A 24,374-nucleotide genomic window follows, 5' to 3' on the forward strand; every position below is an offset into this window, starting at 1 on the left:
GCGTCAGACGCGCGTGGGAGCCGGAGTCGACCGACGCTCCCAGCGGTTGCTGGCGAGGTGCACGCCCAGCGCCAAGAGGCCTCCGGCAACCAGGTCCACCACGTAGTGCTCGCCGTAGTAGACCAGCGTGATGCACATTAGGGTCGGGTAGATCACCAGCAGCCAACGCCACGGAGTGCGCAGACGGGCGATGCCGTAGATCGCGATCAGGACCGCGGTGCCGGTGTGCAGCGACGGCATCGCCGCGACCGGGTTGCCGACCCCTTGGAGGACGAGGTCGAAGCGGCCCAGACCGATGTCGGCCCAACCGCGGCTGGTGATGCGCACGACGTCGTCGGGCAGGAATCCCTCCTTGGCCGCCAACCACGGCGGTGCCATGGGGTAGACGAGGAAGACGACCAGCGCGGAGAGGTTGATGGCCAGGTAGCGGCGCATCCACATGACCCACTCGGCGCGGTTGCGCAGCCAGAGTACGGCGGCGATGGTCAGCCCGGTCATGAAGTGGGTGGAGTAGACGGTGGTGAACAGGACGTCGTACCACCGCGGTTCGCTGCTCTTCAGGCACGGATCGCCGCACCAGAGTTCCTGGAGTCGCTCGGTCGGGATGATCCCACCACCGAGCCACCGGTCGAGGTCGATGGGCAACTGGAACGAGACGGGTACGCCGAGTTCGTCGGTCAGTCCGCGTGAGAAGAAGTAGACGACCAACCCGGCGACCGGCAACCACCAGTCGCGCAGGAAGGCCAGGTGGTAGCGCCACGGTGCGTGGACGTTCCAGGCGATGGTCGCGAACCACAACCAGATGAAGATCTGGACGGTGTCGTTGGGCAGACCGAGGAACTTGCTCCACAGCACCAGGAGCACGGCGTACGTCGCCATCGCGACGAATCGCAACGGACGGTTGGCCGGCGCCAACGGGGGACGGACGGGGGCGGTTTGCGCCTCGTTCGTCACGGCCGCCATGGACCGGAGTCTAGGCGCGCTGCGCTCCGACGCCGTACGCCGGTTGAGGTGCGAGCGCAGGGCGGCCTGTACGCGGGTTGAGGTGCGAGCGCAGCGAGCCTCGAAACCAAGGAACCGATCTCGGAGAGGTTCCCGAGATCGGTTCCTTGGTTTCGAGGCTCAGGCCTTGACGGCCTTCGCACCTCAACCAGCGGATGGCTCAGGCCGATAGCGGGCCTCGCAACCAGCGTGGGTGGCTCTACTTCAGTGGATCCAGCGCCCCGTGTGCAGCGACGCCCTCGGAGAGGTGGCGCACGGCGTGGTTGCCGTCACCGAGGAGGTGGTCGAGCACCGTCAGGTGCGCGACGAACATGCCGACGTTGTACTCCATCGTGATGGCGATCCCGCCGTGCAACTGGATGGCCTCCTGGCCCACGTGGCGTCCGCCGCGGCTGACCTGCAGGGCGACCCGTGAGGCGGCCTCGGTCAGGCGCTCGGCGTCACCGCCGGCCACCACCATGGTGGCCCAGTCGACGATGCTCTGGGTGAGCTCCTGGGAGGTGTACATGTCGGCGGCCCGGAAGTTCAACGCCTGGAAGGTGTTGAGGGTGACGCCGAACTGCTTGCGGCTCTTGAGGTAGTCCACCGTCGCGGCGAGCAGGGTCTGCATCGCGCCGAGGGCCTGGTTGCCGGCCATCACGCGGGTGATGTCCATGACCGAGGCGATGGAGGTCGTGACGTCGGCGGCGGACTCGCCCAGCGGGGTCGCGGTGGCCCCGTCCAGGACGATCTTGGCCGCCCGGCCGCCGTCGATGGTGGGGTAGCCGGTGCGGGTCACGCCGTCGGCATCCCCGGCCACGAGGAACAGGCCGGTGCCCCCGTCGGGCAGGGCCGCGGAGACCACCAGGTGGTTGGCGCGGGCGCCGTGGGCGACCGGCTCCTTGGTCCCGGACAGGGTCCAGGCGTCGCCGTCCTGCGCGGCGGTGACCCCGGTGGCGCTGGGGCTCCACCGGCTGCCAGGCTCGTCATGGGCGAAGGCGAGCACGCTCTGCCCCTCCGACAGCGCGCCGAGGACGTCGGCCCGCTGCTCCGGCGTACCGACCGCGGAGACCAGGCCGCCGGCCAGGACCACGGAGGTCAGGAAGGGCTCGGGGGCGATGACGCGGCCGAGTTCCTGGCACACGATGCCGATCTCGACGGGGCCGGCACCGACACCGCCGTCCTCCTCGGCGAAGGGGAGCCCGAGCAGGCCCATCTCAGCCATCCGGGTCCACATCTTCTCGTCGAAGCCGGGGTCCTCGTTGGCGGTCTGCCGACGGGTCTCGAAGTCGCTGTAGGTCTTGCCGACCAGGCCGCGCACAGCCTCGCGCAGTGCGTCCTGCTCGTCGTCGTAGCTGAAGTCCATCTCAGTGTCCGTTCTTGTTCTGGTCGGGTGCGTCAGAGGCCGAGGATCGCGCGGGAGATGATCTGCCGCTGGATCTCGTTGGAGCCGCCGTAGATGGAGGCCTTGCGCAGGTTCAGGTAGTTGGGAGTCGACAGGCGGGCCCACTCGGAGAGCTCCGAGTCGTCCCCGGCGCCGGAGGCGGCCGCGGCCGGCCCAGCGATGTCGACCATCAACTCGCTGACGGCCTGCTGAATTTCGGTGCCCTTGACCTTCAGCACCGACGAGGCCGGGTGCGGCTCGCCACCGTCGGAGTGGGCGACCACGCGCAACGCGGTGAGCTCGAGGGCGAGCAGTTCGTTCTCGAGCTCGACGATGCGGGCCCGCAGAAGCGGGTCGTTGGCGAGTTGGTCGCCCGCGAGCTCCTTGGCCTGGGCCAGGTTGCGCTTGATGGTGCCGACCGGCGCCACGCCGACGCGCTCGTTGCCGAGCAGGAACTTCGCGATCGTCCAGCCACCGTTGAGCTCGCCGACCAGGTTCTCGGCGGGAACGCGGACGTCGTCGAACCAGACCTCGTTGACCTCGTAGGAACCGTCGACGAGCTGGATCGGGCGGACCTCCAGACCGGGGCTCTTCATGTCGATGAGGAGCATCGAGATGCCGGCCTGCTTCTTCACGTCGGGGTCGGTGCGGACCAGGTTGAAGATCCAGTCGCCGTACTGGCCCAGGGTGGTCCAGGTCTTCTGTCCGTTGACCACCCACTCCTCGCCGTCCTTGACCGCGCTGCAGCGCAGGCTGGCCAGGTCGGATCCGGCGTCGGGCTCGGAGAAGCCCTGGCTCCACCAGATCTCGAGGCTCGCGGTCTTGGGGAGGAACTTGTCCTTCTGCTCCTTGGTTCCGAACTCGGCGATGACCGGTCCGATCATGGAGGCGTTGAAGGCGAGCGGCAGGGGCACGCCGGCCATCTGCATCTCTTCGTTCCACAGGTGACGCTGGAGCTCAGACCAGTTGCGGCCGCCGTACTCCTCGGGCCAGTGCGGGACAGCGAGACCGGCGTCGTTGAGGATGCGCATGCTCTGGACGATCTGCTCCTTGGAGAGCTCACGTCCGGCAATCACGTCGTCGCGGATCTCCTGGGGGACCTCGGTGGTGAAGAACGTCCGCATCTCTTCGCGGAACTTCTCGTCTTCGGGGGACAGGGCGAGTTGCATGCTGGTGAGCCTCTCGGTCGGGCCGGATCGTGTCAGTGTCGCTGTCACCATCATGTCCTGTGGCTGGTGAGCAGCGCCACTGAGGTGGTGGAGGTGTGACCAGCGCAGTGAGGAACCTCGAAGCCTCGGAAGGGGCCTGCAGCAGGAACGAACGCCAGGCAGGGGTAGAGAAGGACCCGTCAAACGTGCAATGGGCGGTCCCCGCGACGTGGTTCCACTGTTTCCGACTGCCGATCACGTCCATTGCACGTTTGACGGTCATGCCACCCGGCTCTTGGCGGCGGCCCGCAAGGTCCGCAGCACGTGGGCCGGCGAAAGCATGACCTGCTCCCAGTTGAATCGCAGGACCAGCCAGCCTGCGATGGCCATCGCCGAATAGCGGACGCAGTCGCGGCCGTGGGCCTGTTGGTCGGTGTGCCAGGTCCAGGAGTCCGCCTCGATGATGATCCGACGGTCGGCGTCGACGAGATCCGGGTGGAAAAGCCCGTGCCCGGTGCGGACCGGGAGCTGAGGCTCCACGCATAAGCCGGGTACGTCGAGCGCGAGCGCCCGCAGCATCGACTCGAACGGATTGGCGGAGCGCCCGTCCGCAGCCGCGGCGACCCGACGTACCTGCTCGGACCCGGGGCCCCGCGAGGCGGCTGCCGCTGCCCTTAACCCCTCGGTGCTAATCGCTCCGCACCGCAGCGCGGAGTCCGCCACCGCCAGGGCCTCACCGAAGGGCAACTTCCGGGCGCAGTCGAGGACCGTCCGCAGGGGAGTGGTCACCCCGTCGAGGATCTCGTCCTCGCTGAGGTCGGCGTGGCTGACGGCGACGCGCAAGCGCAGGGTTGTCGCGACCTTCCGGTTGCGCGGCACGATCACCCAGGCCCGGTCCGGTGGCCACGCCACAGGCCAGCCCCAATGCTGCGCCGCACTGAGGTGGGACAGCACGCCCGTGATCTCGGATGCCGCTTGGCGGTGTCGATCGGCGTCGGTCAGGCCGTAGCGACCGCGAGCCAACCGCCGTACGGCGCCACGTCGTACGCCGGCCCGCAGCTTCGCCTTCGACGTCAGCCCCGTGACCTGACCGGTCGTCCCGAGTCCACCCAGTCGGCGGAGAGCCTCCGCTGCCTCCATGGGCCGAGGATGCCCCGGCGACGAGGTCAGCGCATCCGGCTATCCACAGGCTGCAACCAAACCCGGATGCGCGGACCCCACCCGATGCCGCACAATCACCCCACGTGGGACATGTCGAAGTCAGTGCGGTGCGTTACGAGCTACCCGACGGGCGGGTGCTCCTCGACGAGGTCTCCTTCCGGGTGGGGGAGGGCGCCAAGGTCGCGTTGGTCGGGGCCAACGGCGCGGGCAAGACCACGCTGCTGCGGATCATCACCGGCGAGCTCATCCCGCACGCCGGAGCGGTCACCCGCACCGGGGGACTGGGCATCATGCGCCAGATGGTCGGCGCCGGACTCGGTGAGGCCCCGACGGTCGCCGATCTCCTCCTCACCGTTGCGCCCCCACGGGTCAGAAGCGCTCAGGCCGAGGTCGACCGACTCGAGCTCGCGCTGATGGAGTCCGACGACGAGAAGACCCAGATGGCCTACGCCACCGCGCTGAGCGAGTTCGCTGACGCGGGCGGGTACGACGTCGAGGTCACCTGGGACGTCTGCTGCACCGCCGCGCTCGCCTTGCCCTACGACAAGGCGAAGTACCGCGCGCTGTCCACGCTCTCCGGCGGCGAGCAGAAACGCCTGGTGCTGGAGTACCTCCTCGCCGGACCCGACGAGGTCCTTCTGCTCGACGAACCGGACAACTTCCTCGACGTACCGGGCAAGATCTGGCTCGAGCAGAAGATCTCCGCCTCCGACAAGACCATCCTGTTCATCAGCCACGACCGCGAACTACTCGACAACACCGCGACGCGCGTGGTGACCGTGGAGCTGAGCGCCGCCGGCAACTCCGCGTGGACCCACGTGGGGGGATTCACCAGCTACCACCAGGCCCGCGCGGATCGCTTCGCCCGCTTCGAGGAGCTGCGCAAGCGCTGGGACGAGGAGCACGAGAAGCTCAAGAAGCTGGTCCTGCACTACAAGATCAAGTCGGAGTTCAACGACGGGATGGCCAGTCAGTACCGCGCGGCCCAGACCCGGTTGCGGAAGTTCCTCGAGATCGGCCCGCCGACCGAGCAGCCCCGCGAGCAGCAGGTCACCATGCGCCTCACGGGCGGTCGCACCGGCAAGCGCGCCGTGGTCTGCACCGACCTCGAACTGCGCGGTCTGATGAAGCCCTTCGACCTCGAGGTCTGGTACGGCGAACGCGTGGCCGTCCTGGGTTCCAACGGCTCGGGCAAGTCCCACTTCCTGCGGCTGCTCGCCGCCGGCGGATCCGACCCCGACGTCGAACACCGGCCCGTCGACGACCACCCGGTCGATCCGGTCGATCACACCGGTCGCGCGAAGCTCGGTGCCCGGGTGCGCCCAGGATGGTTCGTCCAGACCCACGAGCACCCCGAGCTGATGGGTCGCACCCTCACCGAGATCCTGCACCGGGGCGACGGCCGGGATGGTGGCCGTGGCGGAATGGGCCGCGAGGCCGCGGCCCGGGTGCTGGACCGCTATGAGTTGGCCTACGCCTCGGAGCAGAAGTTCGAGAGCCTCAGCGGTGGTCAACAGGCGCGGTTCCAGATCCTGCTGCTGGAACTGTCCGGGGCCACCCTGCTGTTGCTCGACGAGCCCACCGACAACTTGGACGTCCAGTCCGCCGAGGCGCTCGAGCAGGGGTTGGAGTCCTTCGACGGCACCGTCCTGGCCGTCACCCACGACCGCTGGTTCGCCCGCGGCTTCGACCGGTTCCTGGTGTACGGCGCGAGCGGTGAGGTCTACGAATCCGACGGAGCCGTCTGGGACGAGGGGCGCGTGCAGCGGGCGCGCTGAGCGAGCTGGGACTGCGTCCGGTCGGTGATCCGGGTCGTGGGTTCCCGACCGCTCAGTAGCCTGTTCTCAGGCACACGACCCGATCGGGTCCGGGCCACGACATTCGCGAAAGTACTTGTGTCACCGTGTCGCAGGTGTCACGATCCTCCTCGCCCCAGGTCCGTGACGAAAGGCTCCCATGTCCTCGCTGGAGAAGGTCCTCAGAAGTACGCCGCCCCCCAGCGTCGCGGCGCTACCGGTCGACGTACAGGACCGCTTGGCCGAGCAGATCCGGGACGCGCGTCGACGTCAGATCGAGCGGACCGGGGTCGCGGTGGACAAGGCGCTCAAGGGCGTTCCGCTGCCGGTGCGGGGCGTCGTACGCAAGGCGATCCGCGGATGACCAGCACCGTGCGATGCCGGCCCGCGCTGAGCCGACTGGCCCGCGCCCTGGAGGTCGACGTCAGTGAGCTCGTCGGGCTCGACGACGTCCCCGACGCCGACCTGCGCGCGCTCTACGACCAGGTCAACCACGCGCTCTACGGGCAGGGGAAGCAGGCCTACGCACGCGTGGCCAACCTGACCCGGACCATGCCCTCGCCCTTGGCCGCCAAGCTGGCCGAGAAGTTCCTGCCCCCGTTCCTCGGCGCGCGAGTGGCCGAGCAGTTGCCTTCCGCCAAGGCGCGCGACCTGGTCTCGCGGATCTCGTTGGACTATCTGGCCGACCTCGCTATCGCCCTGGATCCGGTGGGGGCCCGCCCGGTCATCCACGAGATCCCGGCCGAGCGCATCGGGGAGGTGGCCAGGGTCCTGTTCGACCGGGGCGAGTACGAAGCGATGGCAGAGTTCGCCCGCGCCGTCACCCCGGACGCCCTGCTCGCGGTGTTGGACCAGGCCAGCTCGGCCGACCTCGTCGAGGTGTTGCCCCTGCTCGAGTGGGGGCCGGCCCTGGATGAGGTTCTTCCGCGACTCTCTCCCGAGAAGGTCGACGGCCTCGTCGCTGGTCTCAGCGCGGCACAACTGGCCGATCTGGCGATCGCGATGGACCTCCAGCCCCTGCAGCCGATCCTCGAGGGCCTCTCGGACGAGGCGGTGTCGGGCGCCGTCCGAGAACTGTTCGCCCGCGGGGAGTACGTCGCCGTGGCCGGCCTGGCCGGTGCGGTGCCGCCGCGCCTGATCAACGTGGCCGTCGAGGTGGCGTCTCCCCGGGACGTCGAGGCGATGCTGCCCCTGCTGCAGGACAGCCCCGGGCTCGAGTCGGTCCTGGCATCACTCTCCGCCACCAACCAGTAGGCAACCAACCGCGCCATACACGACCAGGGCCCCGCCTCTGCGTGAGAGACGGGGCCATCGGTCGGGCGTTCAGCAGGACCGGATCAGGAAGTCGTGCTGTCCGCGTCGCTGCCCAGCGTGAGCGTGGTGCTCTGCGACTCGCCGTTGCGTTCGTAGGTCACGGTCACCTCGTCGCCGGGCCGGTAGGCCCGGATGGTGGCGACCAGAGAGCTCGAGCTGGTGATCGGAAGATCGTCGATCCCGGTGACCACGTCGTCGGCTTCGAGGCCGGCGTCGGCGGCGGCCGAGCCGGCGGTGATCTCCCGCACCAGCGCACCCTCGGTCACCTCGGCGCCGGTCGGGTTGTCGACGTTGCCGACCGAGATTCCCAACCGGGCGTGGGTGGGGGTCTCGCCGGACCGCATCTGCTCGACGATCGGAAGGACCTCGTCGATCGGGATGGCGAAGCCCAGTCCGATGGAGCCCGACTCCGCGCTCAGACCGCTGCTGGTGCTGCGGATGGAGGAGTTGATGCCGACCAGGTTGCCGTTCAGGTCAACCAGCGGTCCGCCGCTGTTGCCCGGGTTGATCGCCGCGTCGGTCTGGATCGCGGGGTACGTCGTGGAGTTGCCGTTCCCGTCGCTGCCGACGTCGACGGGCCGGTTCAAAGCGCTGACGATGCCGCTGGTGACGGTGGCGTCGAGGCCGAACGGGGAGCCGATGGCCACCACGTTCTGCCCGACGTTGAGGGACTTGGACTCACCGAGTCCGATGGGCGTGAGCCCACTGACGCCCTGGGCCTTGATCAGCGCGGTGTCGGTGAGCGGGTCGAGCCCGATGATCTCTGCGGCGGCCTTGGTGCCGTCGTTGAACGAGACCGTGATCGTGCCGCCGTTCTCGGCGACCTCGGCGACGTGGTTGTTGGTCAGGATCTCCCCGTCCGAGGACAGGATGATGCCCGAGCCGGAGCCCTGCTCGCCCTGACCGGAGACGTCGAGCTTCACCACGGAGGGCAGCACAGCGGAGGCCACCGAGGCGACGCTGCCGTCGACCAGCGGTTCGGCGGAGGTCGAGGTGACCTGCGACGTACTGACCGAGGAGTTGCTGCCGCTCGAGGCGTTGTCGTCGTTCAGTGCGGAGTACGCCGCGGCGCCACCGATCCCCGCACCACCACCCACGAACAGGGAGGCCGCGATCACCGCGGCGGCGAAGCCGACCCGACCGCGGCCGGCGGGCTTGGGGTCCGGGTACCCCTGAGCCGCCGGGGAGACCGGTGGGGCAGCCGGGGGAGGGCCGAGGGGGCTGCCGAATCCACCGGCGTACGGCGGAGGCGGGGCCATCTGGTCGCGGTCGAAGGACCGCGTCTCCTCGACGGCGTCAGCAGGCAGACCAGGCAGCGCCTGGGTGCTGTCGAAGGGCCCCCCGGTCGATCCGCCTGTCGGTCCGTCGAACGGGCGGTCCTGCGGGTCGCCCTCGGCGGGGGGGAAGGTGCTGTCGTTGTTCATAGCCCCACTGTGTCGGGTCAGTCTGTGACTAACCTGAGACTCCACTTGGTGTCCCCAAAGAATGCCCACCCTGTGGCCCAGGTCACCCCCGGTCCGGCAGGATGCCCCCATGAGTGCACCCACACCGCAATTCGTCGATGACCTGATCGCCCACTGGGCCCAGCAGACCCCCGAGGCAGAGGCGATCACCTACGGCCCGCGCACCTTCACCTGGGCGCAGTGGGATGAACGGGTACGCCGCAACGCCGGCGGGCTCCAGGCCCACGGCATCGGTCGGGGTGACGTGGTGGCCTTCCTCGACAAGAACCACCCGGCGTGCGTCGAGACGAGCCTCGGCGCGGCCTCGCTGGGTGCGGCCAACGCGGTCATCAACTGGCGGTTGGCCGGGGACGAGGTGGATTACGCCGTCAACGACTCTGGCGCGAGGGTGCTGTTCGTCGGCACCGAACTGATGCCGACGATCGAGAAGCTGAAGGACCGTCTGACCAGCGTCGAGCGCATCATCGAGGTCACCCCGGACGGGGAGAACGACGCCTATGAGTCCTGGCTGGCCGAGCAGACGCCCATCAGCCGGCCCGACGACGTCGACCCCGAGGACGTCTGCCTGGTGCTGTACTCCTCCGGCACCACCGGGCGACCCAAGGGCGTCATGCTCACGCACACCAACATGATCGAGCACACGCTGAATGCCCACGAGGGCTGGAGTTTCGAGCCCGGGGACAAGTCGATGGTCGCGATGCCGCTGTTCCATGTGGGCGGGTCCTCCTACGTCCTGTTCGGGATCCACGACGGGGTCCCGAGCGTGATGACGCGTGAGCCCGACGGCGCCTCCCTGGCCGGGGCGATCCTCAACGGTGCCAACCGCACGTTCCTGGTGCCCGCCGTACTCGCTCAGGTGCTGCAGGCCGGTCCCGAGGCGGTGAAGCTCTTCGCTGCTCTGAAGACCTACACCTACGGCGCGGCCCCGATGCCGCCGCCGCTGCTGCGCGCCGCGATGGAGGCCTGGCCCGACACCGACTTCATCCAGGTCTACGGGCTCACCGAGGTCGCCGGTGTCGTGACGCACCTGATGCCCGAGGCGCACCGCGACGCCGCGCACCCCGAACGCCTGGTCTCGGCGGGGACCCCGATCCCGGGCACCGAGGTGCGGATCATGGACCCTGAGACGCTGGCGGAGATGCCGGTGGGGGAGCACGGCGAGATCTGGTTGAAGACCAAGCAGTTGATGAAGGGCTTCCTCAACAAGCCCGAGGCGACCGCGGAGGTCATCACCGAAGACGGGTGGTTCCGCACCGGCGACATGGGCAAGGTCGACGCCGACGGCTTCGTGTTCGTCGAGGACCGGATCAAGGACATGATCATCTCCGGTGGGGAGAACATCTACTCACCCGAGGTCGAACGCGTCCTGGCCGAACACCCCGCCGTCATGGAGTGCGCCGTCATCGGGATCCCCGACGACACCTGGGGCGAGACGGTCAAGGCGGTGGTCTCCCTCAACGAGGGCCAGTCGGCCACCGAGGCCGAGATCATCGCCTACTGCCGCGAGCACCTCGCCGCCTTCAAGTGCCCCAAGTCCGTGGCCATCATGGGCCCGCTGCCTCGCAACCCGACCGGGAAGATCCTCAAGCGGGACCTGCGGGCGCCGTACTGGGAGGGTCGGGACCGCTCGGTCAACTGATCTCTCCGTGAGTCGGCGCAAGTTGACGCTCGAACGGGCACTCGGCGCCTCTTTTACAAGTAGCGCCGACTCGCGCTCGGTTGGGGTGTCGGTGGGTGGTGCGAGGTTGGTCGCATGAACGACGACGGCGCACCCCGCTACTGGATCAACACGGTCAGCCTCGATCACGTCCTGACCGGAGTGGAGGGTGGGTTCACCCAGGCCGACCACGGTCGCAGCACCCGCCTGTCCCGGCTGTCCCGTGGTGACGCGATCGCCTTCTACTCCCCGCGTCTGTCGCTGGCGGCCGGTCGCCCGCTCCAGTGCTTCACCGCGTTGGGGACGATCGATGACGACGAGGCCTACCAGGTGGAGATGGGACCTGACTTCCACCCGTGGCGACGGCGGGTGGTGTTCGAGGAGGTTGGCCGCGCGCCGATCCGCCCGTTGTTGGGGGCGCTGGGTTTCATCACCGACGAGAAGCGCTGGGGGTTCCCGTTCCGGCGCGGGCTCTTCGAGGTGGTGTCCGGTGACTTCGGGGTCGTCGCGGGAGCGATGCGGGACGCTGTCGTGGAGTAGGCGGACTGGAGGGGGTCAGGCGGGGAGCCCGCGGTCGCGGAGATCCCGCCGCAACTGGGCGGCGTCGGTGAAGCGGATCCCGTCCATCCCGACCGCGCAGGAAGCCACGACGTTGTCGGCCCGGTCGTCGATGAAGATGAGGTACTCGGGGGAGTGGCCGGCTCGAGCTGCGGTGAGTTCGAAGATCCGGGGATCCGGCTTGGCGATGCCTTCGGTGCCGGAGACGACCACACCCTGGAGGAGCCCCAGGAAGTCGAACATCGCGGGGGCGTTCGGGTAGAGCTCGTGGGACCAGTTCGTCAGACCCCACATGGGGACGTCGGCGGCGTGCAGGGCCCGGAGTATGTCGACCGATCCTGGGACCTCGCCGACCAGCGACCGGGGGAAGTGCTCGCGGTAGGCGCGCGCGTGGGATAGCCAGTGGGGATGGCTGTCCGCCACGGCGGCTTCCGCCTCGGCCCACGTCATACCCCCGTCGGGGCCGTGGTTGTAGCCCATGAAGTCGAAGTCCTCGGCGCCCAGGAAGCGGTTGGCCTCCTCGGCGCCCACCCCCGCCGCGATCGCGGCGTGCGGCTGCCAGTCGATGAGGACGTTGCCCAGATCCCACACGATCCCGCGCGGGGGCGTCATACGGGCCAACCTTGGAATACGGGCCAACCTTGGACGACGAAACTCATGCTTGGACGAGAAAGTTTCATCGTCCAAGCATGAGTTTCACCGGCCGGCCGGTGAAACTGGCGCGTCAGGCCCAACGCTCGGAGGCGGGCACGAAGGTCAGCTGACGCTCACCGGTGTAGACCTGCTTGGGGCGAGCGATGCGCTGCTCCTTGTCCTGCACGAGCTCATCCCACTGGGCCAGCCAGCCGGGCGTCCGGCCGATGGCGAACAGAACGGTGAACATCTCGGGCGGGAACTGGAAGGCCTCGTAGATGAGGCCGGAGTAGAAGTCGACGTTGGGGTAGAGCTTGCGGGAGATGAAGTAGTCATCCTCCAGCGCGATCTTCTCCAGTTCCTTGGCGATGGCCAGGAGCGGGTTGACCCCGGTGACCTCGAAGACGTCGTCGCAGGCCTTCTTGATGATGGTGGCGCGCGGGTCGTGGTTCTTGTAGACCCGGTGACCGAAGCCCATCAGTCGTTCGTTGCCGTCCTTGACGCCCTTGATGAAGGCGGGGATGTTCTCCACCGAACCGATGCGGCGCAGCATCCGCAGCACCGCCTCGTTGGCGCCACCGTGCAGCGGGCCGTAAAGGGCTCCGACTCCGGCGGAGACCGCGGAGTAGGGGTCGACCTGCGAGGAACCCACCGAGCGGACCGCGTTGGTCGAGCAGTTCTGCTCGTGGTCGGCGTGCAGGATGAACAGGATGTCGAGGGCCTTGACCAGACGCGGGTCGGCGTCGTAGCGGCGCTCGCTCATCTTGAACAGCATCGACAGGAAGTTGGCGGTGTAGCTCAGATCGTTGTCGGGGTAGATGAACGGCTTGCCCTGCGCGTGACGGAAGGACCAGGCACCCAGGGTCGGCATCTTGGCGATCATCCGGACGATCTGCATGTGCCGGTTGTCGGCGTCCTGGATCTGGCTGGCGTCGGGGTAGAACGTAGAGAGCGCCCCGACCGAGGCCATCAACATGCCCATCGGGTGGGCGTCGTAGCGGAAGCCCTCCATGAACGACTTGACGTTCTCGTGGACGAACGTGTGGTAGGTGATCTCGTGGGACCAGGTGTCGTACTGCTCCTTGGTGGGCAGGTCGCCGTGCACCAACAGGTAGGCCACCTCGAGGAAGTTGGACTTCTCCGCCAACTGCTCGATGGGGTACCCGCGGTACTCCAAGATCCCCTTCTCGCCGTCGATGAACGTCACCGCGCTGCGGCACGAGGCGGTGTTGACGAAGCCAGGGTCGTAGACCGCCAGACCCGGTTCGTCCTCGGAAGTCTTGATCTTCCCCAGGTCGGCGCCCTTGATGGCACCGTCTGTGATGGGCAGGTCGTATTCGGACCCGGTACGGTTGTCGCGAACGGTGAGGGAATCAGTCACGGGCCCAACTTAGTCCGATCACCTAGAGTGGGGGAAGTTGGCCCGCTTGACTGGTCGTTTTGACCCAGCCGTCCGCAGCGACCTAAACTCGTGCGGTCGCGACCTGCCCCGGTCGTCCGCGCCAAGTTCCACTCCGGCCGGATGCCCTGTGAGCGCGGCCGACAACACGATCAAGCAGCACCATTCTCATCCATGCCCCGACCGACGTAAGGCCTCTACCGTGCGCACGTTTAGCCCGAAGCCCGCTGACATCAAGCGTGAGTGGCATGTCATCGACGCCGAAGACATCGTCCTCGGCCACCTCGCCGTCCAGGTTGCCAAGCTCCTGCGTGGCAAGCACAAGGCCACCTACGCCCCGCACATGGACATGGGTGACTTCGTCGTCGTCGTCAACGCGGAGAAGGTGGCCCTGTCCGGCACCAAGCGCACGACGAAGATGACCTACCGCCACTCCGGTTTCCCCGGCGGTCTGACCGCCACCCCGATCGGCGAGATCCTCGAGAAGGACGCCCGCAAGGCCGTCGAGAACGCGGTGTGGGGCATGCTCCCCAAGAACAAGTTGAGCCGCGCCCAGCTGAGCAAGCTCAAGGTGTACTCCGGCCCGACGCACCCGCACGAGGCGCAGCAGGCCAAGCCGTACGAGATCACCCAGATCTCTCAGTAGTACCCCCACCGTTCAGACCATTCCAGAGCACCAGAGTTAAGGATCACCGTGTCGGAGAGCAGCACCGAGGTCGAGGAGACCTACCAGACCGACGAGCAGGGCGTTGCCTACAGCTCGGAGTCCGCGGCGTCGGCTGACGCCCCCGAGCGTCCGGCGACCATCGCCCCGGCCGCCGCGACCGGACGTCGCAAGGAGGCCGTGGCCCGTGTTCGCATCGTCCCCGGCACCGGAGTGTGGACCGTCAACGGCCGCGCCCTGGACTCCTACTTCCCGAACAAGCTGCACCAGCAGGTCGTGAACGAGCCGTTCAGCGCCCTGCAGCTCGAGGGTCGCTTCGACGTCATCGCCCGCATCCACGGTGGCGGCATCACCGGTCAGGCCGGCGCCCTGCGTCTCGGCGTGGCCCGCTGCCTCAACGAGATCGACCTCGACGCCAACCGCGCCACGCTCAAGAAGGCCGGTCTGCTCACGCGTGACGCCCGCGTCATCGAGCGCAAGAAGGCTGGTCTCAAGAAGGCCCGCAAGGCGCCTCAGTTCAGCAAGCGATAGGTCGAAGGTAGCCACCTGTGGCTCGCCTCTTCGGCACAGACGGGGTCCGGGGACTCGCGAACGGTGATCTCACCGCTTCGCTGGCCCTGGACCTTTCTGTTGCCGCCGCCAGGGTCCTCGCCGAACACGGTGAGTTCACCGGCCACCGACCCCTCGCGGTCGTTGGCCGGGACACCCGCATCTCGGGTCAGTTCCTCGAGGCCGCTGTCGTCGCAGGTCTGGCCTCGGCCGGTGTCGACGTCATGCTCCTGGGGGTTCTGCCCACCCCCGGAGTCGCCTACCTCACCGACGTCCTGGGCGCCGACCTCGGCGTGATGCTGTCGGCCTCGCACAACGCGATGCCCGACAACGGCATCAAGTTCCTGGCCCGCGGCGGCGTGAAGCTGAACGACGAACTCGAGATCGAGATCGAGGGACGTCTCCACGAGGACTGGACCCCACCCACCGGCGGCGCCGTCGGGCGGGTCAGCACCTACGACGACGCCGTGGTGCGGTACGCCGACCACCTGGCCCTCACCGTGAGCCGACCCCTGGTGGGCCTCAAGGTCGTCGTCGACTGCGCCGAGGGTGCCGCCGCTATGGCAGGACCGGCCGCTCTGCGGCAGGCCGGGGCCGACGTGATCGCCATCCACGACCAGCCCGACGGGCTGAACATCAACGAGCGCTGTGGCTCCACCGACCTCACCTCGCTGCGGCAGGCCGTGCTCGAGCACCAGGCTGACGCCGGTTTCGCCTTGGACGGCGACGCCGACCGGTGCCTGGCCGTGGACGCGGCCGGCGAGATCGTGGACGGCGACCAGATCCTCGCCATCCTGGCGATCTCCATGGCGCAGGCGGGCACCCTCGCCAAGGACACGGTCGTGGTGACGGTGATGAGCAACCTCGGTTTCGTGCAGGCCATGCAGAAGGCCGGCCTCGGGGTGCGCCAGACCAAGGTCGGTGACCGTTACGTCCTGGAAGCGATGCGGCACTCCGGCTACAGCCTCGGTGGTGAGCAGTCCGGTCACGTGATCATGAGCGAGCACGCGACCACCGGGGACGGCGTACTCACCTCCCTGCACGTCCTGGACCGGATGGCTCAGACCGGCTCGACCCTGGCCGAACTCGCCTCCGTCGTCACCCGTCTGCCCCAGGTCCTGGTCAACGTGCCCAACGTGGACAAGTCCCGGGCCGACGAGGACCCGGTCCTGGCCGCCACCCTGGCGGAGGAGGAAGCGGGCCTGGCCGGCACCGGCCGGATCCTGCTGCGCCCCTCGGGCACCGAACCGCTGGTCCGGGTGATGGTCGAGGCTCCGACCGCGGAGTTGGCCGGTGACGTGGCCGAACGGCTCGCGGTCGTCGTACGCGAACGGCTCGCGCTGCGTTGAACGCGCGATCAGCGGGCGTCGCTGGCCTCCTCGGGGTCCTGCTGCTCAGCGGCTGCGCCGCAGACACCTCGCCACGCACCGTCACCGTGCAGGATGGTGCCGGTACGACCGACGTCGAGGGCACCCTGTGCGAAGAGGTGACCGCCGCGGAACTCACCGCGTGGACCGGTCGCCCGCAGGAACTGGGCCCGGCCGTGATCCAGGGATCGCTGACGGACTGCCAAACGGCCTTCGACGAGCTCGGCATGATCATCGAGTGGGGCTTCACCTCCGATGTCGATTCTTTCGCCCAGACCGGGCGGCGTTCGGACTACCCGGGCCTGACCCGCACTCGTATCAACCTGGCCCCCGGCTCGCCGGCTTGGTTGTTGACCGGGACGATCGCCAACACCCGTCACGCACGCGTCGTGGTCAATGTCGACGGCCGCCGCCTGATCGTGGACGCCAACGACAGGGGTGGAGTGGTCGCCCAGGTCGACCTGACCGAACTGGAGAGTGCGGCCCGCTCGATGGCCACGGACTACGTTTCGTAGGCTGGCTAGCATGACCGGCACCGCTCATCCCGCGATCACCATCGAGGGGTTGAGCAAGCAGTTCGGTCCGGTGCGGGCCGTCGACGACCTCAGTTTCACGGTACGCCGCGGCGCGGTCACCGGTTTCCTGGGACCCAACGGGTCGGGTAAGACCACGACGTTGCGGATGCTGCTGGGGCTCACCGCGCCCACCTCGGGGCGCGCGCTGGTCGGTGACCGGCCGTACGCCGACCACCCCCGGCCCGGTCGAGTGGTGGGCTCCGCTCTGGAGGCCTCGAGCTTCCACCCCGGCCGCAGCGGCCTGGCCCATCTGGAGGTCTTCGCACCCCAGATCGGCGTCGACCGAGCGCGCTGCCGCGAGGTGTTGGACCTGGTGGGCCTCACGGAGTTCGGTGTTCGTCGGGTCGGGACCTACTCCATGGGCATGCGGCAGCGTCTGGGTCTGGCCACCGCTCTGTTGGCCGATCCGCCGATTCTGGTGCTCGACGAGCCGGCGAACGGACTGGACCCCGAGGGCATCGTGTGGCTGCGGGGCCTTCTGCGCCGCTTCGCCGCCGAGGGCCGCACCGTTCTGGTCTCCAGCCACGTCCTGGGCGAGGTGCAGAGCACCGTCGACGACGTGGTGATCATCGCCGGTGGCCGACTGGTGCATGCCTCGGCACTGGAGGGTCTCGCGGCGCTCGCCGAACCCGGCGCCTATCTCGAGAGCCCCGACCACGAGGGCCTGGACCGTCTCCTGACCGCCCGGGGTTGGCGGGGGAGTCCAGAGGGCCACGGGACCGTGATCGCTGGCGTGAGCGCTGCCCAGGCCGGCGCAGCGGCGTACGACGTGGGGCTGGAACTGCACCAACTCAGCCCCCGCGGGACCGACCTGGAGGAGGTCTTCTTGAGACTGATCTCCCAGGCGACGAAGGGGGAGCGATGAGGTCGGCCCTGGTGGCGGAGTACCGCAAGCTCATCACCACCCGGTTGTGGTGGATCCTGCTGGTGGTGATGGCGGCCTATTTGGCGTTCATCGCCGCCGTCATCGCCTTCTCCGTGACCGCCACAACCGACACCGGCTTCGGTGCGGGAATCGAGCCGGCGCGCGGGGTGGACGCCGCGACGGCGGTGTTCTCCCTGGTGAACTCGATCGGCTACGTGTTCCCGTTGGTGATCGGCAGCCTCGCGGTCACGACCGAGTTCCGACACCAGACCATCACGCAGTCCCTGCTGGTCGAACCACGACGAGGCGTGCTGCTCACAGCGAAACTCATCGCCACCGTGCCCATCGGGCTGGTGTACGGCGTCGTCGCGGTCCTGGCCGTGGTCCTCGGGGGTGCGCCGATCCTGGCCATCCAGGGCGACGGAGCCTTCCTGGGCAACGGCGAGATCCTGACCCTCCTGGGCCTCGGGGTCCTCGTGATCGCGATCTGGGCGGTCATCGGGGCGGCCTTCGGTTCGATGGTGACCAATCAGGTGGCGGCCATCGTGATCATCCTGGCCTTCACCCAGTTCGTCGAACCCATCGCCCGGATCGGCCTGGCCGCCGTGGACGGGCTCTCCGGCGTGTCCGCCTTCCTCCCCGGCGCCGCCGCCGACGCGGTCATCGGAGCGAGCTTCTTCTCCTCCATGGGAGCCACCGATCTGCTGTCCAGGGGCGGCGGGGCAGCGGTGTTGCTGGGCTACGTCGTGGTGTTCGCGACCATCGGGCGGGTCACCACCCTGCGGCGCGACATCACCTGAACCGACCGGGACTCAACTAGAGCTTGCGCAGCCGCACGTAACGCACCGAGTGGTCGGCGTCCTTGCGCAGCACCAGGGTCGCTCGCGACCGGGTGGGCAGGACGTTCTGGGTCAGGTTGGGTCCGTTGATCTCGTCCCAGATGCGTTGCGCCTCGGCCACCGCCTCCTCGTGCGACAGCGTGGCGTACTTCGCGAAGTAGGACTCCGGGTCACGGAACGCGGTCTCCCGCAGGTGCAGGAAACGTTCGACGTACCACTTGCGGATGTGGGTGGTGCCGGCGTCGACGAACACGGAGAAGTCGAAGAAGTCGCTCAGGGTCAGACCGGCGCGCCCGTCCTCGTGGACCCGTGCGGGTTGAAGGACGTTGAGGCCCTCGATGATGACGATGTCGGGACTGCGGATGGTCACTTTCTCGCCGGGCACCACGTCATAGACGAGGTGGGAGTACGTCGGCGCCTCGACCTCCTCCTTGCCGGACTTGATGTCCACCACGAAGCGCAGGAGGGCTCGCCGGTCGTAGGACTCCGGGAAACCCTTGCGGTGCAGGATCCCGCGGCGCTCGAGTTCGGCGTTGGGGTAGAGGAAGCCGTCGGTCGTGATCAGCGCGACGTTGGGGTGTTCGGGCCAATGCGCCAACATCTGCTGCAGCACCCGGGCGGTGGTGGACTTGCCGACCGCGACCGATCCGGCCAGACCGATCACGAAGGGGGTGCGCGGCGGGGTGCGGCGGTGCAGGAAGGACTCCTGCTTGCGGTGCATGCGGCCGGCGGACTCGACGTACAGGCTGAGCAGTCGGGACAGCGGCAGGTAGACCTGCTCGACCTCATCGAGATCGAGGGAGTCGCCCAGCCCGCGGAGGTTGTCGATCTCCTCGGTGGCCAACGGGATCTCTGTTTCCGTGGCCAGAGCGGCCCAGGCGGAGCGATCGAGCTCGATGTAGGGAGAGGACTCCCGACCGTTGTCCAGGGGTTCCGCGGACCCGTTGGATCCGATGGATCCCTGGGGCACGCGACCCACGTCGGCAGACATGCCGACGATTGTGGCAGCACCGCGCTGACGTGGAGGTAGGCCGTCCCACCGTTATGGTGTCCCCATGTGTGGAATCGTGGGTTATGTCGGTCATCAGCAGGCGCAACACGTGGTGATCGAGGGGTTGCGGCGCCTGGAGTATCGCGGATACGACTCCGCCGGGGTCGCGCTGATCGATGAGGGGAAGATCGCCTCAGACAAGCGCGCCGGCAAGTTGGCCAACCTCGAGAAGTCACTCGCGGAGCGGCCCCTGCCCGAGTCGCCGGTGGGCATCGGGCACACCCGTTGGGCGACCCACGGACCGCCGACGGACGCCAACGCGCACCCGCACCTCGGTCGCGAACAGCGGGTCGCGTTGGTGCACAACGGCATCATCGAGAACTTCGCCGTTCTGCGCGCCGAACTCGAGGAGGCAGGACACACCCTGCTCTCCGAGACCGACACCGAGGTGGCCTCCCACCTCGTCGAGATCGAACTGGCCTCCGGCTGCGGTCTGACCGAGGCGATGCGTCGGGCGGCCAACCGTTTGGAAGGGGCGTTCACCCTGGTGGCCATCGACGGTCAGGACCCCGACCGGGTCGTGGCCGCGCGCCGGAACTCCCCGCTGGTCGTTGGCGTCGGCGAGGGCGAGAACTTCCTCGGCTCCGACGTCGCCGCGTTCATCGAGCACACCCGCAACGCCGTGGAGCTCGGGCAGGACCAGGTCGTCACGATCACCCGGGACGCCGTGAGCATCATGGGCTTCGACGGGACTCCGGCCGAGGGCAAGCCCTACTACGTCGACTGGGATCTCTCGGCCGCCGAGAAGGACGGTCACGACTGGTTCATGCGCAAGGAGATCTTCGAGCAGCCGAAGGCCGTCGCGGACTCGCTGCTGGGTCGGCGTACTCCCGAGGGCAAGTTGCAGCTCGACGAGATGCGTCTGTCGAGCGAGGAGATCCGCGACATCAGCAAGGTCATCATCATCGCCTGCGGGACCTCGTTCTACGCCGGCATGGTGGCGAAGTACGCCATCGAGCACTGGACGCGCATCCCGTGCGAGGTCGAGCTCGCCTCGGAGTTCCGCTACCGCGATCCGATCCTGAACCAGGACACCCTGGTCGTCGCGATCAGCCAGTCCGGGGAGACCGCCGACACCCTCCAGGCGATCCGGCACGCGAAGACCCAGCAGTCCAAGGTCCTCGCGATCTGCAACACCAACGGCTCCACGATCCCCCGTGAGTCCGACGCGGTGATCTACACCCACGCGGGCCCCGAGATCGGGGTGGCCTCGACCAAGGGGTTCTTGACCCAGTTGATCGCCTGCTACCTGCTCGCGCTCTACTTCGCACAGGTCAAGGGGACCCGCTTCGGCGACGAGATCGACGAGGTCATGGAGCAGCTGGAGGAGATCCCGGCGCACATCGAGACCCTGCTCGGGCGGGCCGAGGAGATCTATGCCTTGGCGCACGCGCACGTCGAGACCAGGTCGGTGCTGTTCTTGGGACGCCATGCGGGGTACCCGGTCGCGATGGAGGGAGCCCTCAAGCTCAAGGAGCTCGCCTACATCCACGCCGAGGGCTTCGCCGCCGGAGAGTTGAAGCACGGCCCGATCGCACTGATCGAGCCGGGCCTCCCGGTGATGTGCGTGGTGCCACCCCGCGGACGCGACCAACTGCACGAGAAGATGCTCAGCGGCATCCAGGAGGTGCGGGCCCGCGGCGCGGTCACGATCTGCTTGGCCGAGGAGGGCGACGAGACCATCACGCCGTACGCCGACACGCTGATCCGTCTGCCCCAGGTGCCGGTGCTCCTCCAGCCGCTGGTCGCCACGGTTCCGTTGCAGTTGTTCGCCTGCGAGTTGGCCACGGCGATGGGTCACGACGTCGACCAGCCGCGCAACCTCGCCAAGTCCGTCACGGTGGAGTGATCTCGCTGTGGCGTTGATCGGCGTCGGCGTCGACGTCGTGGGCATCGTCCGGTTTGCCGAGTCCTTGGAACGCACCCCCGAACTCAGTCGGAGGCTCTTCACTCCGGCCGAGGCGATCCTGCCGATGCACTCGCTGGCCGCACGATTCGCGGCCAAGGAGGCGGTGGCCAAGGCCCTCGGGGCACCCGGTGGCCTGTCGTGGCACGACGCCGAGGTGGTGTGTGAGGAGTCCGGCCAACCCCGACTCATCCTCACCGGCACCGTGGCCGCGCGTGCCGAAGCGCTCGGAGTGGCCTCGGTGCACGTCTCGCTGTCCCACGACGCCGGGATCGCCACCGCGATCGTGGTGGCTGAGTCCTAGTCGGGCTCTCGTGTGTCTCAGAGTTTCGCGTGTTGGGTCGTGTGCCTGAGGACTCCCTGGGCGCCGATGTGAGGCACACGACCCATGCGCCGGCGGTGCCAGCGATCGGGTCCCGACGGGTCGTGTGCCTAAGAACGACCTATGCGGCGGTCCCAGGCACACGACCCGGGACGCCGAGGTGCATGAGGTCCAGTGCGACCTGCACGGTTTCGTGTCGTATCTCGTAGGCACTGCAGCGCACCACGAGGCGGCGCGGGGTGACCAACTGTCGCGTACGCCGTAAGTCGTCGTGCCACTGGAGAACCTCGGTGTGGAAAGACCCATCCACCTCGAGCACCAGCACGGACCCATCCGGGAGATCCCATTCCGCATCGGTCCAACGACGACGGCCCAGCCGGTCTGTGCGTGCCACCTGACGGGACGGTTGAGGCATCCGGAATCGGCGACACATGCGGGCGATGTCGAGTTCGGCTCCGGAATGGCTGCCACCGGCGATGTCGCTCAGCGTGGCTTTGAAGGGTTTGGCCCGACGAAGAGGCCGTAGACGATCGACCCAGTCGACCATGCGCTCCGGTGTCGTGAGCCGTTGCTGGATCGAGGCCGCCAGGACGCCATGAGCGGCGCGAGGCACGGCGTCGTACCCGGCCCAGAGAAGCAGCGCAGGCTCCAGCCGGCACCGTGGGATCCCCGCCTTTGGGCTGATCATGAGGTCGAAGGGCCGCCTCGAACGGAAGAAGTGGACTCCTTCAACCGGCTCGAAACTCAATTCGTCGTCCACCAGCACCGTGACCGTGGCGCGTTCCCAGCCCTCGAGTCCGTGCTGGGCTGCGGCGGTCAATCCTCCGAGCATGCTTCTGGGGCCAGCGTGCAGCACCGCTAGCCAACGCAGTTGGTTGGTGGTCGGCGTACCTGTGAAGGTGCTGATGACGCGCGGACTCCGAATCACCCATCGGTCGGCGACCACCTGGTGGTGCACGTGATCCCATCCCACGCCATGAGCAGTGAGTTGTCGCCTGGCCACCATCCCGTCCTGGGATGAGACGAGCCGCTGAAGCACCGAGTTCATGTCGAGAAAGCGTGCCCCTTTGAACGAATTGCTGCATCCGTCTCTCCACAGGCCCGCTCGCCGGACCGGGTCGTGTGTCTGTCAACGACCGATGGATGGGTCTCAGGCACACAACCCCGGCTGGGCCGCCGTCGTATCACCGGCTAGGCGGGTCGTGTGCCTGTCAACGACTCATGGGTGGGTCTCAGGCACACAACCCTAGTCAGGAAGTGAGGGACACGAGGGGCATACCTTGGGGTCATGATCCGAGCACACACGGTGGCGCAGGTGCGCGCGGCGGAGGCGGAGAAGCTAGCGCAGGTGCCGGAGGGTGCCCTGATGCAGCGCGCGGCCCACGGATTGGCGTACGCCGTCCTGGACTACCTCGGTACGGCGTACGGGAAGCGGGTGCTGCTGCTGGTCGGACCCGGTGACAACGGGGGAGACGCTCTGTTCGCGGGCGCGGTTCTCGCTCGGCGCGGAGTCCGGGTCGAGGCGTGGCAATTGAGCGAACGGATCCACGAAGCCGGGGCGCAGGCGCTACGACGAGCGGGGGGTCGGGTCGTGGGTCCGAGCCCGACCTCTCGGTCGCTCTCAGGCACACGACCCGATCTCGTGGTCGACGGGCTCCTCGGCATCGGAGGTCGGCCGGGGTTGAGTCAGGATCTGGTCACCGCGCTCGAGCAGGTCCGCGGAATCCCGATCGTGGCGGTCGACGTCCCTTCGGGGGTGAACGTCGACACCGGTGAGGTCGACGGCCCCCACGTGCACGCGGACCTCACCGTGACCTTCGGGACATACAAAGCCGCTCACTTGATCGACCCCGCGGCCAGCGCTTGCGGAGCAGTCCACCTGATCGACCTCGACCTGGACCTGCCCACACCGGCCCTCGAGGCGCTGCAGCCCCACGACGTCGCGAAGCTGCTCCCACGCCCGGCGTCCGACGCCCACAAGTACACCCGCGGTGTCGTCGGGATCCGGGCCGGCTCAGCGACGTACCCCGGCGCGGCGCTACTCAGCGTGGCGGGAGCGAACACGGGACTGTGCGGCATGGTGCGGTACGTCGGGGACCAGGCGGTCGCCAATCGGGTGCGCCAGGCGAACCCCGAGGTGGTCGGCGACGGACGGGTCCAGGCCTGGGTGGTCGGCTCCGGCAGCGGAAACGACGCCGAAGCCCATCTCGCGGCGGCTCGCGCCGACGCGGAGGAGAACGGGATTCCGCTCCTCATCGACGCGGACGCACTGATCGCCGTACCCCGCCCGTGGGGGATCCCTTCGGTCCTCACCCCCCACGCCGGTGAGTTGGCGGCGATGATGTCGCTCGACCGGGCCGAGATCGAGGCAGCGCCACTCGCGCACGCCCGCCGGGCCGCCCTGGAGTACGACGCCACGGTGCTGCTCAAGGGTCGCCACACGCTGATCGCCGACCCGGACGGGCGGACCCGGGTAACCACCACCGGGACCGCGTGGCTGGCCTCAGCCGGCGCGGGTGACGTTCTGGGCGGTCTGATCGGGTCGCTGTTGGCGGCTGGTCTGACTCCCTTCGACGCCGCATCGGTGGGCTCCTGGCTGCATGGCACTGCGGCCAGGATCGCCTCGGTCGGCGGCCCGATGACCGCTTCGGCGGTGGCGCGGGCCCTTCCGGAGGCCGTCCGCGCACTCCCCTCTGGGGGATGAGGGAACAACCTCCCGGCGGTTGATGGAACAATCAGGTC

Annotated in this window: 23 protein-coding genes; 14 read left to right on the forward strand and 9 right to left on the reverse strand. The window is 68.3% G+C overall.

Annotation, left to right across the window (positions count from 1 at the left end; all coding sequences use genetic code 11):
• Window positions 1–3: 3 nt before the first annotated feature.
• From ACYVLV_RS19310 to ACYVLV_RS19325, 4 genes are all read right to left on the reverse strand, one after another.
• Window positions 4–963, reverse strand: a complete 960-nt coding sequence (locus ACYVLV_RS19310; RefSeq protein WP_460812993.1) for a phosphatase PAP2 family protein — start codon at window positions 961–963, stop codon at window positions 4–6.
• Window positions 964–1,201: 238 nt separating this feature from the next.
• Complete coding sequence (locus ACYVLV_RS19315) at window positions 1,202–2,347, reverse strand: acyl-CoA dehydrogenase family protein (RefSeq protein ID WP_460812996.1); 1,146 nt, start codon at window positions 2,345–2,347, stop codon at window positions 1,202–1,204.
• Window positions 2,348–2,379: 32 nt separating this feature from the next.
• A complete protein-coding gene (locus ACYVLV_RS19320; protein WP_460812998.1) occupies window positions 2,380–3,534 on the reverse strand; it encodes an acyl-CoA dehydrogenase family protein in 1,155 nt (384 codons plus the stop codon).
• A gap of 258 nt (window positions 3,535–3,792) precedes the next feature.
• Complete coding sequence (locus ACYVLV_RS19325; protein WP_460813000.1) at window positions 3,793–4,653, reverse strand: DUF559 domain-containing protein; 861 nt, start codon at window positions 4,651–4,653, stop codon at window positions 3,793–3,795.
• Window positions 4,654–4,757: 104 nt separating this feature from the next.
• On the opposite strand from ACYVLV_RS19325, the gene ACYVLV_RS19330 reads away from it, so the two are divergent.
• The 3 genes from ACYVLV_RS19330 to ACYVLV_RS19340 all read left to right on the forward strand — a co-directional run bounded on the left by ACYVLV_RS19330 (window position 4,758) and on the right by ACYVLV_RS19340 (window position 7,724).
• Window positions 4,758–6,452 carry an ABC-F family ATP-binding cassette domain-containing protein gene (locus tag ACYVLV_RS19330; RefSeq protein WP_460813002.1) on the forward strand — a complete coding sequence of 565 codons (1,695 nt, stop codon included), beginning with the start codon at window positions 4,758–4,760 and terminating at the stop codon, window positions 6,450–6,452.
• A 178-nt stretch (window positions 6,453–6,630) separates the two neighbouring features.
• A complete protein-coding gene (locus ACYVLV_RS19335; RefSeq protein ID WP_460813004.1) occupies window positions 6,631–6,834 on the forward strand; it encodes a hypothetical protein in 204 nt (67 codons plus the stop codon).
• Window positions 6,831–7,724, forward strand: a complete 894-nt coding sequence (locus ACYVLV_RS19340; RefSeq protein ID WP_460813006.1) for a hypothetical protein — start codon at window positions 6,831–6,833, stop codon at window positions 7,722–7,724. Before ACYVLV_RS19335 ends, ACYVLV_RS19340 begins: the two co-directional genes overlap by 4 nt.
• Window positions 7,725–7,807: 83 nt before the next feature.
• Here ACYVLV_RS19340 and ACYVLV_RS19345 read toward each other — a convergent pair whose 3' ends face one another.
• Entirely contained in the window at window positions 7,808–9,208 is a 1,401-nt protein-coding gene (locus ACYVLV_RS19345; protein ID WP_460813008.1) for a S1C family serine protease, read from the reverse strand.
• 109 nt (window positions 9,209–9,317) lie between these two features.
• Here ACYVLV_RS19345 and ACYVLV_RS19350 point away from each other — a divergent pair, with 109 nt between their 5' ends.
• Together ACYVLV_RS19350 and ACYVLV_RS19355 are read left to right on the forward strand one after the other, a co-directional pair.
• Window positions 9,318–10,886 carry a long-chain-fatty-acid--CoA ligase gene (locus ACYVLV_RS19350; protein ID WP_460813011.1) on the forward strand — a complete coding sequence of 523 codons (1,569 nt, stop codon included), beginning with the start codon at window positions 9,318–9,320 and terminating at the stop codon, window positions 10,884–10,886.
• A 114-nt stretch (window positions 10,887–11,000) separates the two neighbouring features.
• A complete protein-coding gene (locus tag ACYVLV_RS19355) occupies window positions 11,001–11,444 on the forward strand; it encodes an EVE domain-containing protein (protein ID WP_460813013.1) in 444 nt (147 codons plus the stop codon).
• A gap of 15 nt (window positions 11,445–11,459) precedes the next feature.
• Here ACYVLV_RS19355 and ACYVLV_RS19360 read toward each other — a convergent pair whose 3' ends face one another.
• Both ACYVLV_RS19360 and ACYVLV_RS19365 read right to left on the reverse strand, forming a co-directional pair.
• Window positions 11,460–12,074, reverse strand: a complete 615-nt coding sequence (locus ACYVLV_RS19360) for an HAD family hydrolase (RefSeq protein ID WP_460813016.1) — start codon at window positions 12,072–12,074, stop codon at window positions 11,460–11,462.
• Between the two features lie 112 nt (window positions 12,075–12,186).
• Window positions 12,187–13,476: a citrate synthase gene (locus ACYVLV_RS19365; protein ID WP_460813019.1), complete on the reverse strand. Its 1,290-nt coding sequence runs from the start codon at window positions 13,474–13,476 to the stop codon at window positions 12,187–12,189.
• A gap of 220 nt (window positions 13,477–13,696) precedes the next feature.
• Between ACYVLV_RS19365 and rplM the strand changes: the two genes are divergently transcribed.
• From rplM to ACYVLV_RS19395, 6 genes are read left to right on the forward strand one after another with little or no spacing between them, the layout of a single operon-like run.
• Window positions 13,697–14,140 carry a 50S ribosomal protein L13 gene (rplM, locus tag ACYVLV_RS19370; RefSeq protein WP_460813021.1) on the forward strand — a complete coding sequence of 148 codons (444 nt, stop codon included), beginning with the start codon at window positions 13,697–13,699 and terminating at the stop codon, window positions 14,138–14,140.
• Between the two features lie 48 nt (window positions 14,141–14,188).
• Window positions 14,189–14,689: a 30S ribosomal protein S9 gene (gene rpsI, locus ACYVLV_RS19375; RefSeq protein ID WP_460813023.1), complete on the forward strand. Its 501-nt coding sequence runs from the start codon at window positions 14,189–14,191 to the stop codon at window positions 14,687–14,689.
• A 17-nt stretch (window positions 14,690–14,706) separates the two neighbouring features.
• Window positions 14,707–16,056, forward strand: coding sequence for a phosphoglucosamine mutase (gene glmM, locus ACYVLV_RS19380; protein ID WP_460813026.1), 1,350 nt, complete (start codon window positions 14,707–14,709; stop codon window positions 16,054–16,056).
• A complete protein-coding gene (locus ACYVLV_RS19385; RefSeq protein ID WP_460813029.1) occupies window positions 16,053–16,589 on the forward strand; it encodes a hypothetical protein in 537 nt (178 codons plus the stop codon). The genes glmM and ACYVLV_RS19385 overlap by 4 nt, the downstream gene beginning before the upstream one ends.
• Window positions 16,590–16,599: 10 nt before the next feature.
• Complete coding sequence (locus ACYVLV_RS19390) at window positions 16,600–17,514, forward strand: ABC transporter ATP-binding protein (protein ID WP_460813032.1); 915 nt, start codon at window positions 16,600–16,602, stop codon at window positions 17,512–17,514.
• Window positions 17,511–18,314 carry an ABC transporter permease gene (locus ACYVLV_RS19395; RefSeq protein ID WP_460813034.1) on the forward strand — a complete coding sequence of 268 codons (804 nt, stop codon included), beginning with the start codon at window positions 17,511–17,513 and terminating at the stop codon, window positions 18,312–18,314. The genes ACYVLV_RS19390 and ACYVLV_RS19395 overlap by 4 nt, the downstream gene beginning before the upstream one ends.
• 16 nt (window positions 18,315–18,330) lie before the next feature.
• Here the strand turns inward: ACYVLV_RS19395 and coaA are convergent, their stop codons facing one another.
• Window positions 18,331–19,344 (reverse strand): type I pantothenate kinase, encoded by a 1,014-nt coding sequence (coaA, locus tag ACYVLV_RS19400; RefSeq protein ID WP_460813037.1) that lies wholly within the window; start codon window positions 19,342–19,344, stop codon window positions 18,331–18,333.
• Window positions 19,345–19,408: 64 nt separating this feature from the next.
• Between coaA and glmS the strand changes: the two genes are divergently transcribed.
• Together glmS and ACYVLV_RS19410 are read left to right on the forward strand one after the other, a co-directional pair.
• Window positions 19,409–21,253: a glutamine--fructose-6-phosphate transaminase (isomerizing) gene (gene glmS / locus ACYVLV_RS19405; RefSeq protein ID WP_460813039.1), complete on the forward strand. Its 1,845-nt coding sequence runs from the start codon at window positions 19,409–19,411 to the stop codon at window positions 21,251–21,253.
• Window positions 21,254–21,260: 7 nt separating this feature from the next.
• The gene (locus ACYVLV_RS19410; RefSeq protein ID WP_460813041.1) at window positions 21,261–21,614 is read left to right on the forward strand and encodes a holo-ACP synthase; all 354 of its coding nucleotides are present in this window, start codon (window positions 21,261–21,263) and stop codon (window positions 21,612–21,614) included.
• A gap of 139 nt (window positions 21,615–21,753) precedes the next feature.
• On the opposite strand, the gene ACYVLV_RS19415 is transcribed toward ACYVLV_RS19410, so the two are convergent.
• Window positions 21,754–22,680 carry a hypothetical protein gene (locus ACYVLV_RS19415; protein WP_460813044.1) on the reverse strand — a complete coding sequence of 309 codons (927 nt, stop codon included), beginning with the start codon at window positions 22,678–22,680 and terminating at the stop codon, window positions 21,754–21,756.
• A gap of 240 nt (window positions 22,681–22,920) precedes the next feature.
• Between ACYVLV_RS19415 and ACYVLV_RS19420 the strand changes: the two genes are divergently transcribed.
• Window positions 22,921–24,336 carry an NAD(P)H-hydrate dehydratase gene (locus ACYVLV_RS19420; RefSeq protein ID WP_460813046.1) on the forward strand — a complete coding sequence of 472 codons (1,416 nt, stop codon included), beginning with the start codon at window positions 22,921–22,923 and terminating at the stop codon, window positions 24,334–24,336.
• Window positions 24,337–24,374: the final 38 nt, after the last annotated feature.

The sequence above is a fragment of the Nocardioides salsibiostraticola genome (assembly GCF_054783655.1).

What these genes read in the sequence shown, in the direction of transcription:
- ACYVLV_RS19325 (WP_460813000.1), bottom strand. Translation starts at nt 4,653, where the DNA reads ATGGAGGCAGCGGAGGCTCTCCGCCGACTGGGTGGACTCGGGACGACC.
- ACYVLV_RS19345 (WP_460813008.1), bottom strand. Translation starts at nt 9,208, where the DNA reads ATGAACAACGACAGCACCTTCCCCCCCGCCGAGGGCGACCCGCAGGAC.
- ACYVLV_RS19310 (WP_460812993.1), bottom strand. Translation starts at nt 963, where the DNA reads ATGGCGGCCGTGACGAACGAGGCGCAAACCGCCCCCGTCCGTCCCCCG.
- coaA (WP_460813037.1), bottom strand. Translation starts at nt 19,344, where the DNA reads ATGTCTGCCGACGTGGGTCGCGTGCCCCAGGGATCCATCGGATCCAAC.
- ACYVLV_RS19420 (WP_460813046.1), top strand. Translation starts at nt 22,921, where the DNA reads ATGATCCGAGCACACACGGTGGCGCAGGTGCGCGCGGCGGAGGCGGAG.
- ACYVLV_RS19390 (WP_460813032.1), top strand. Translation starts at nt 16,600, where the DNA reads ATGACCGGCACCGCTCATCCCGCGATCACCATCGAGGGGTTGAGCAAG.
- ACYVLV_RS19360 (WP_460813016.1), bottom strand. Translation starts at nt 12,074, where the DNA reads ATGACGCCCCCGCGCGGGATCGTGTGGGATCTGGGCAACGTCCTCATC.
- ACYVLV_RS19415 (WP_460813044.1), bottom strand. Translation starts at nt 22,680, where the DNA reads ATGAACTCGGTGCTTCAGCGGCTCGTCTCATCCCAGGACGGGATGGTG.
- ACYVLV_RS19350 (WP_460813011.1), top strand. Translation starts at nt 9,318, where the DNA reads ATGAGTGCACCCACACCGCAATTCGTCGATGACCTGATCGCCCACTGG.
- ACYVLV_RS19395 (WP_460813034.1), top strand. Translation starts at nt 17,511, where the DNA reads ATGAGGTCGGCCCTGGTGGCGGAGTACCGCAAGCTCATCACCACCCGG.
- ACYVLV_RS19340 (WP_460813006.1), top strand. Translation starts at nt 6,831, where the DNA reads ATGACCAGCACCGTGCGATGCCGGCCCGCGCTGAGCCGACTGGCCCGC.
- ACYVLV_RS19355 (WP_460813013.1), top strand. Translation starts at nt 11,001, where the DNA reads ATGAACGACGACGGCGCACCCCGCTACTGGATCAACACGGTCAGCCTC.
- glmS (WP_460813039.1), top strand. Translation starts at nt 19,409, where the DNA reads ATGTGTGGAATCGTGGGTTATGTCGGTCATCAGCAGGCGCAACACGTG.
- ACYVLV_RS19320 (WP_460812998.1), bottom strand. Translation starts at nt 3,534, where the DNA reads ATGCAACTCGCCCTGTCCCCCGAAGACGAGAAGTTCCGCGAAGAGATG.
- ACYVLV_RS19335 (WP_460813004.1), top strand. Translation starts at nt 6,631, where the DNA reads ATGTCCTCGCTGGAGAAGGTCCTCAGAAGTACGCCGCCCCCCAGCGTC.
- ACYVLV_RS19315 (WP_460812996.1), bottom strand. Translation starts at nt 2,347, where the DNA reads ATGGACTTCAGCTACGACGACGAGCAGGACGCACTGCGCGAGGCTGTG.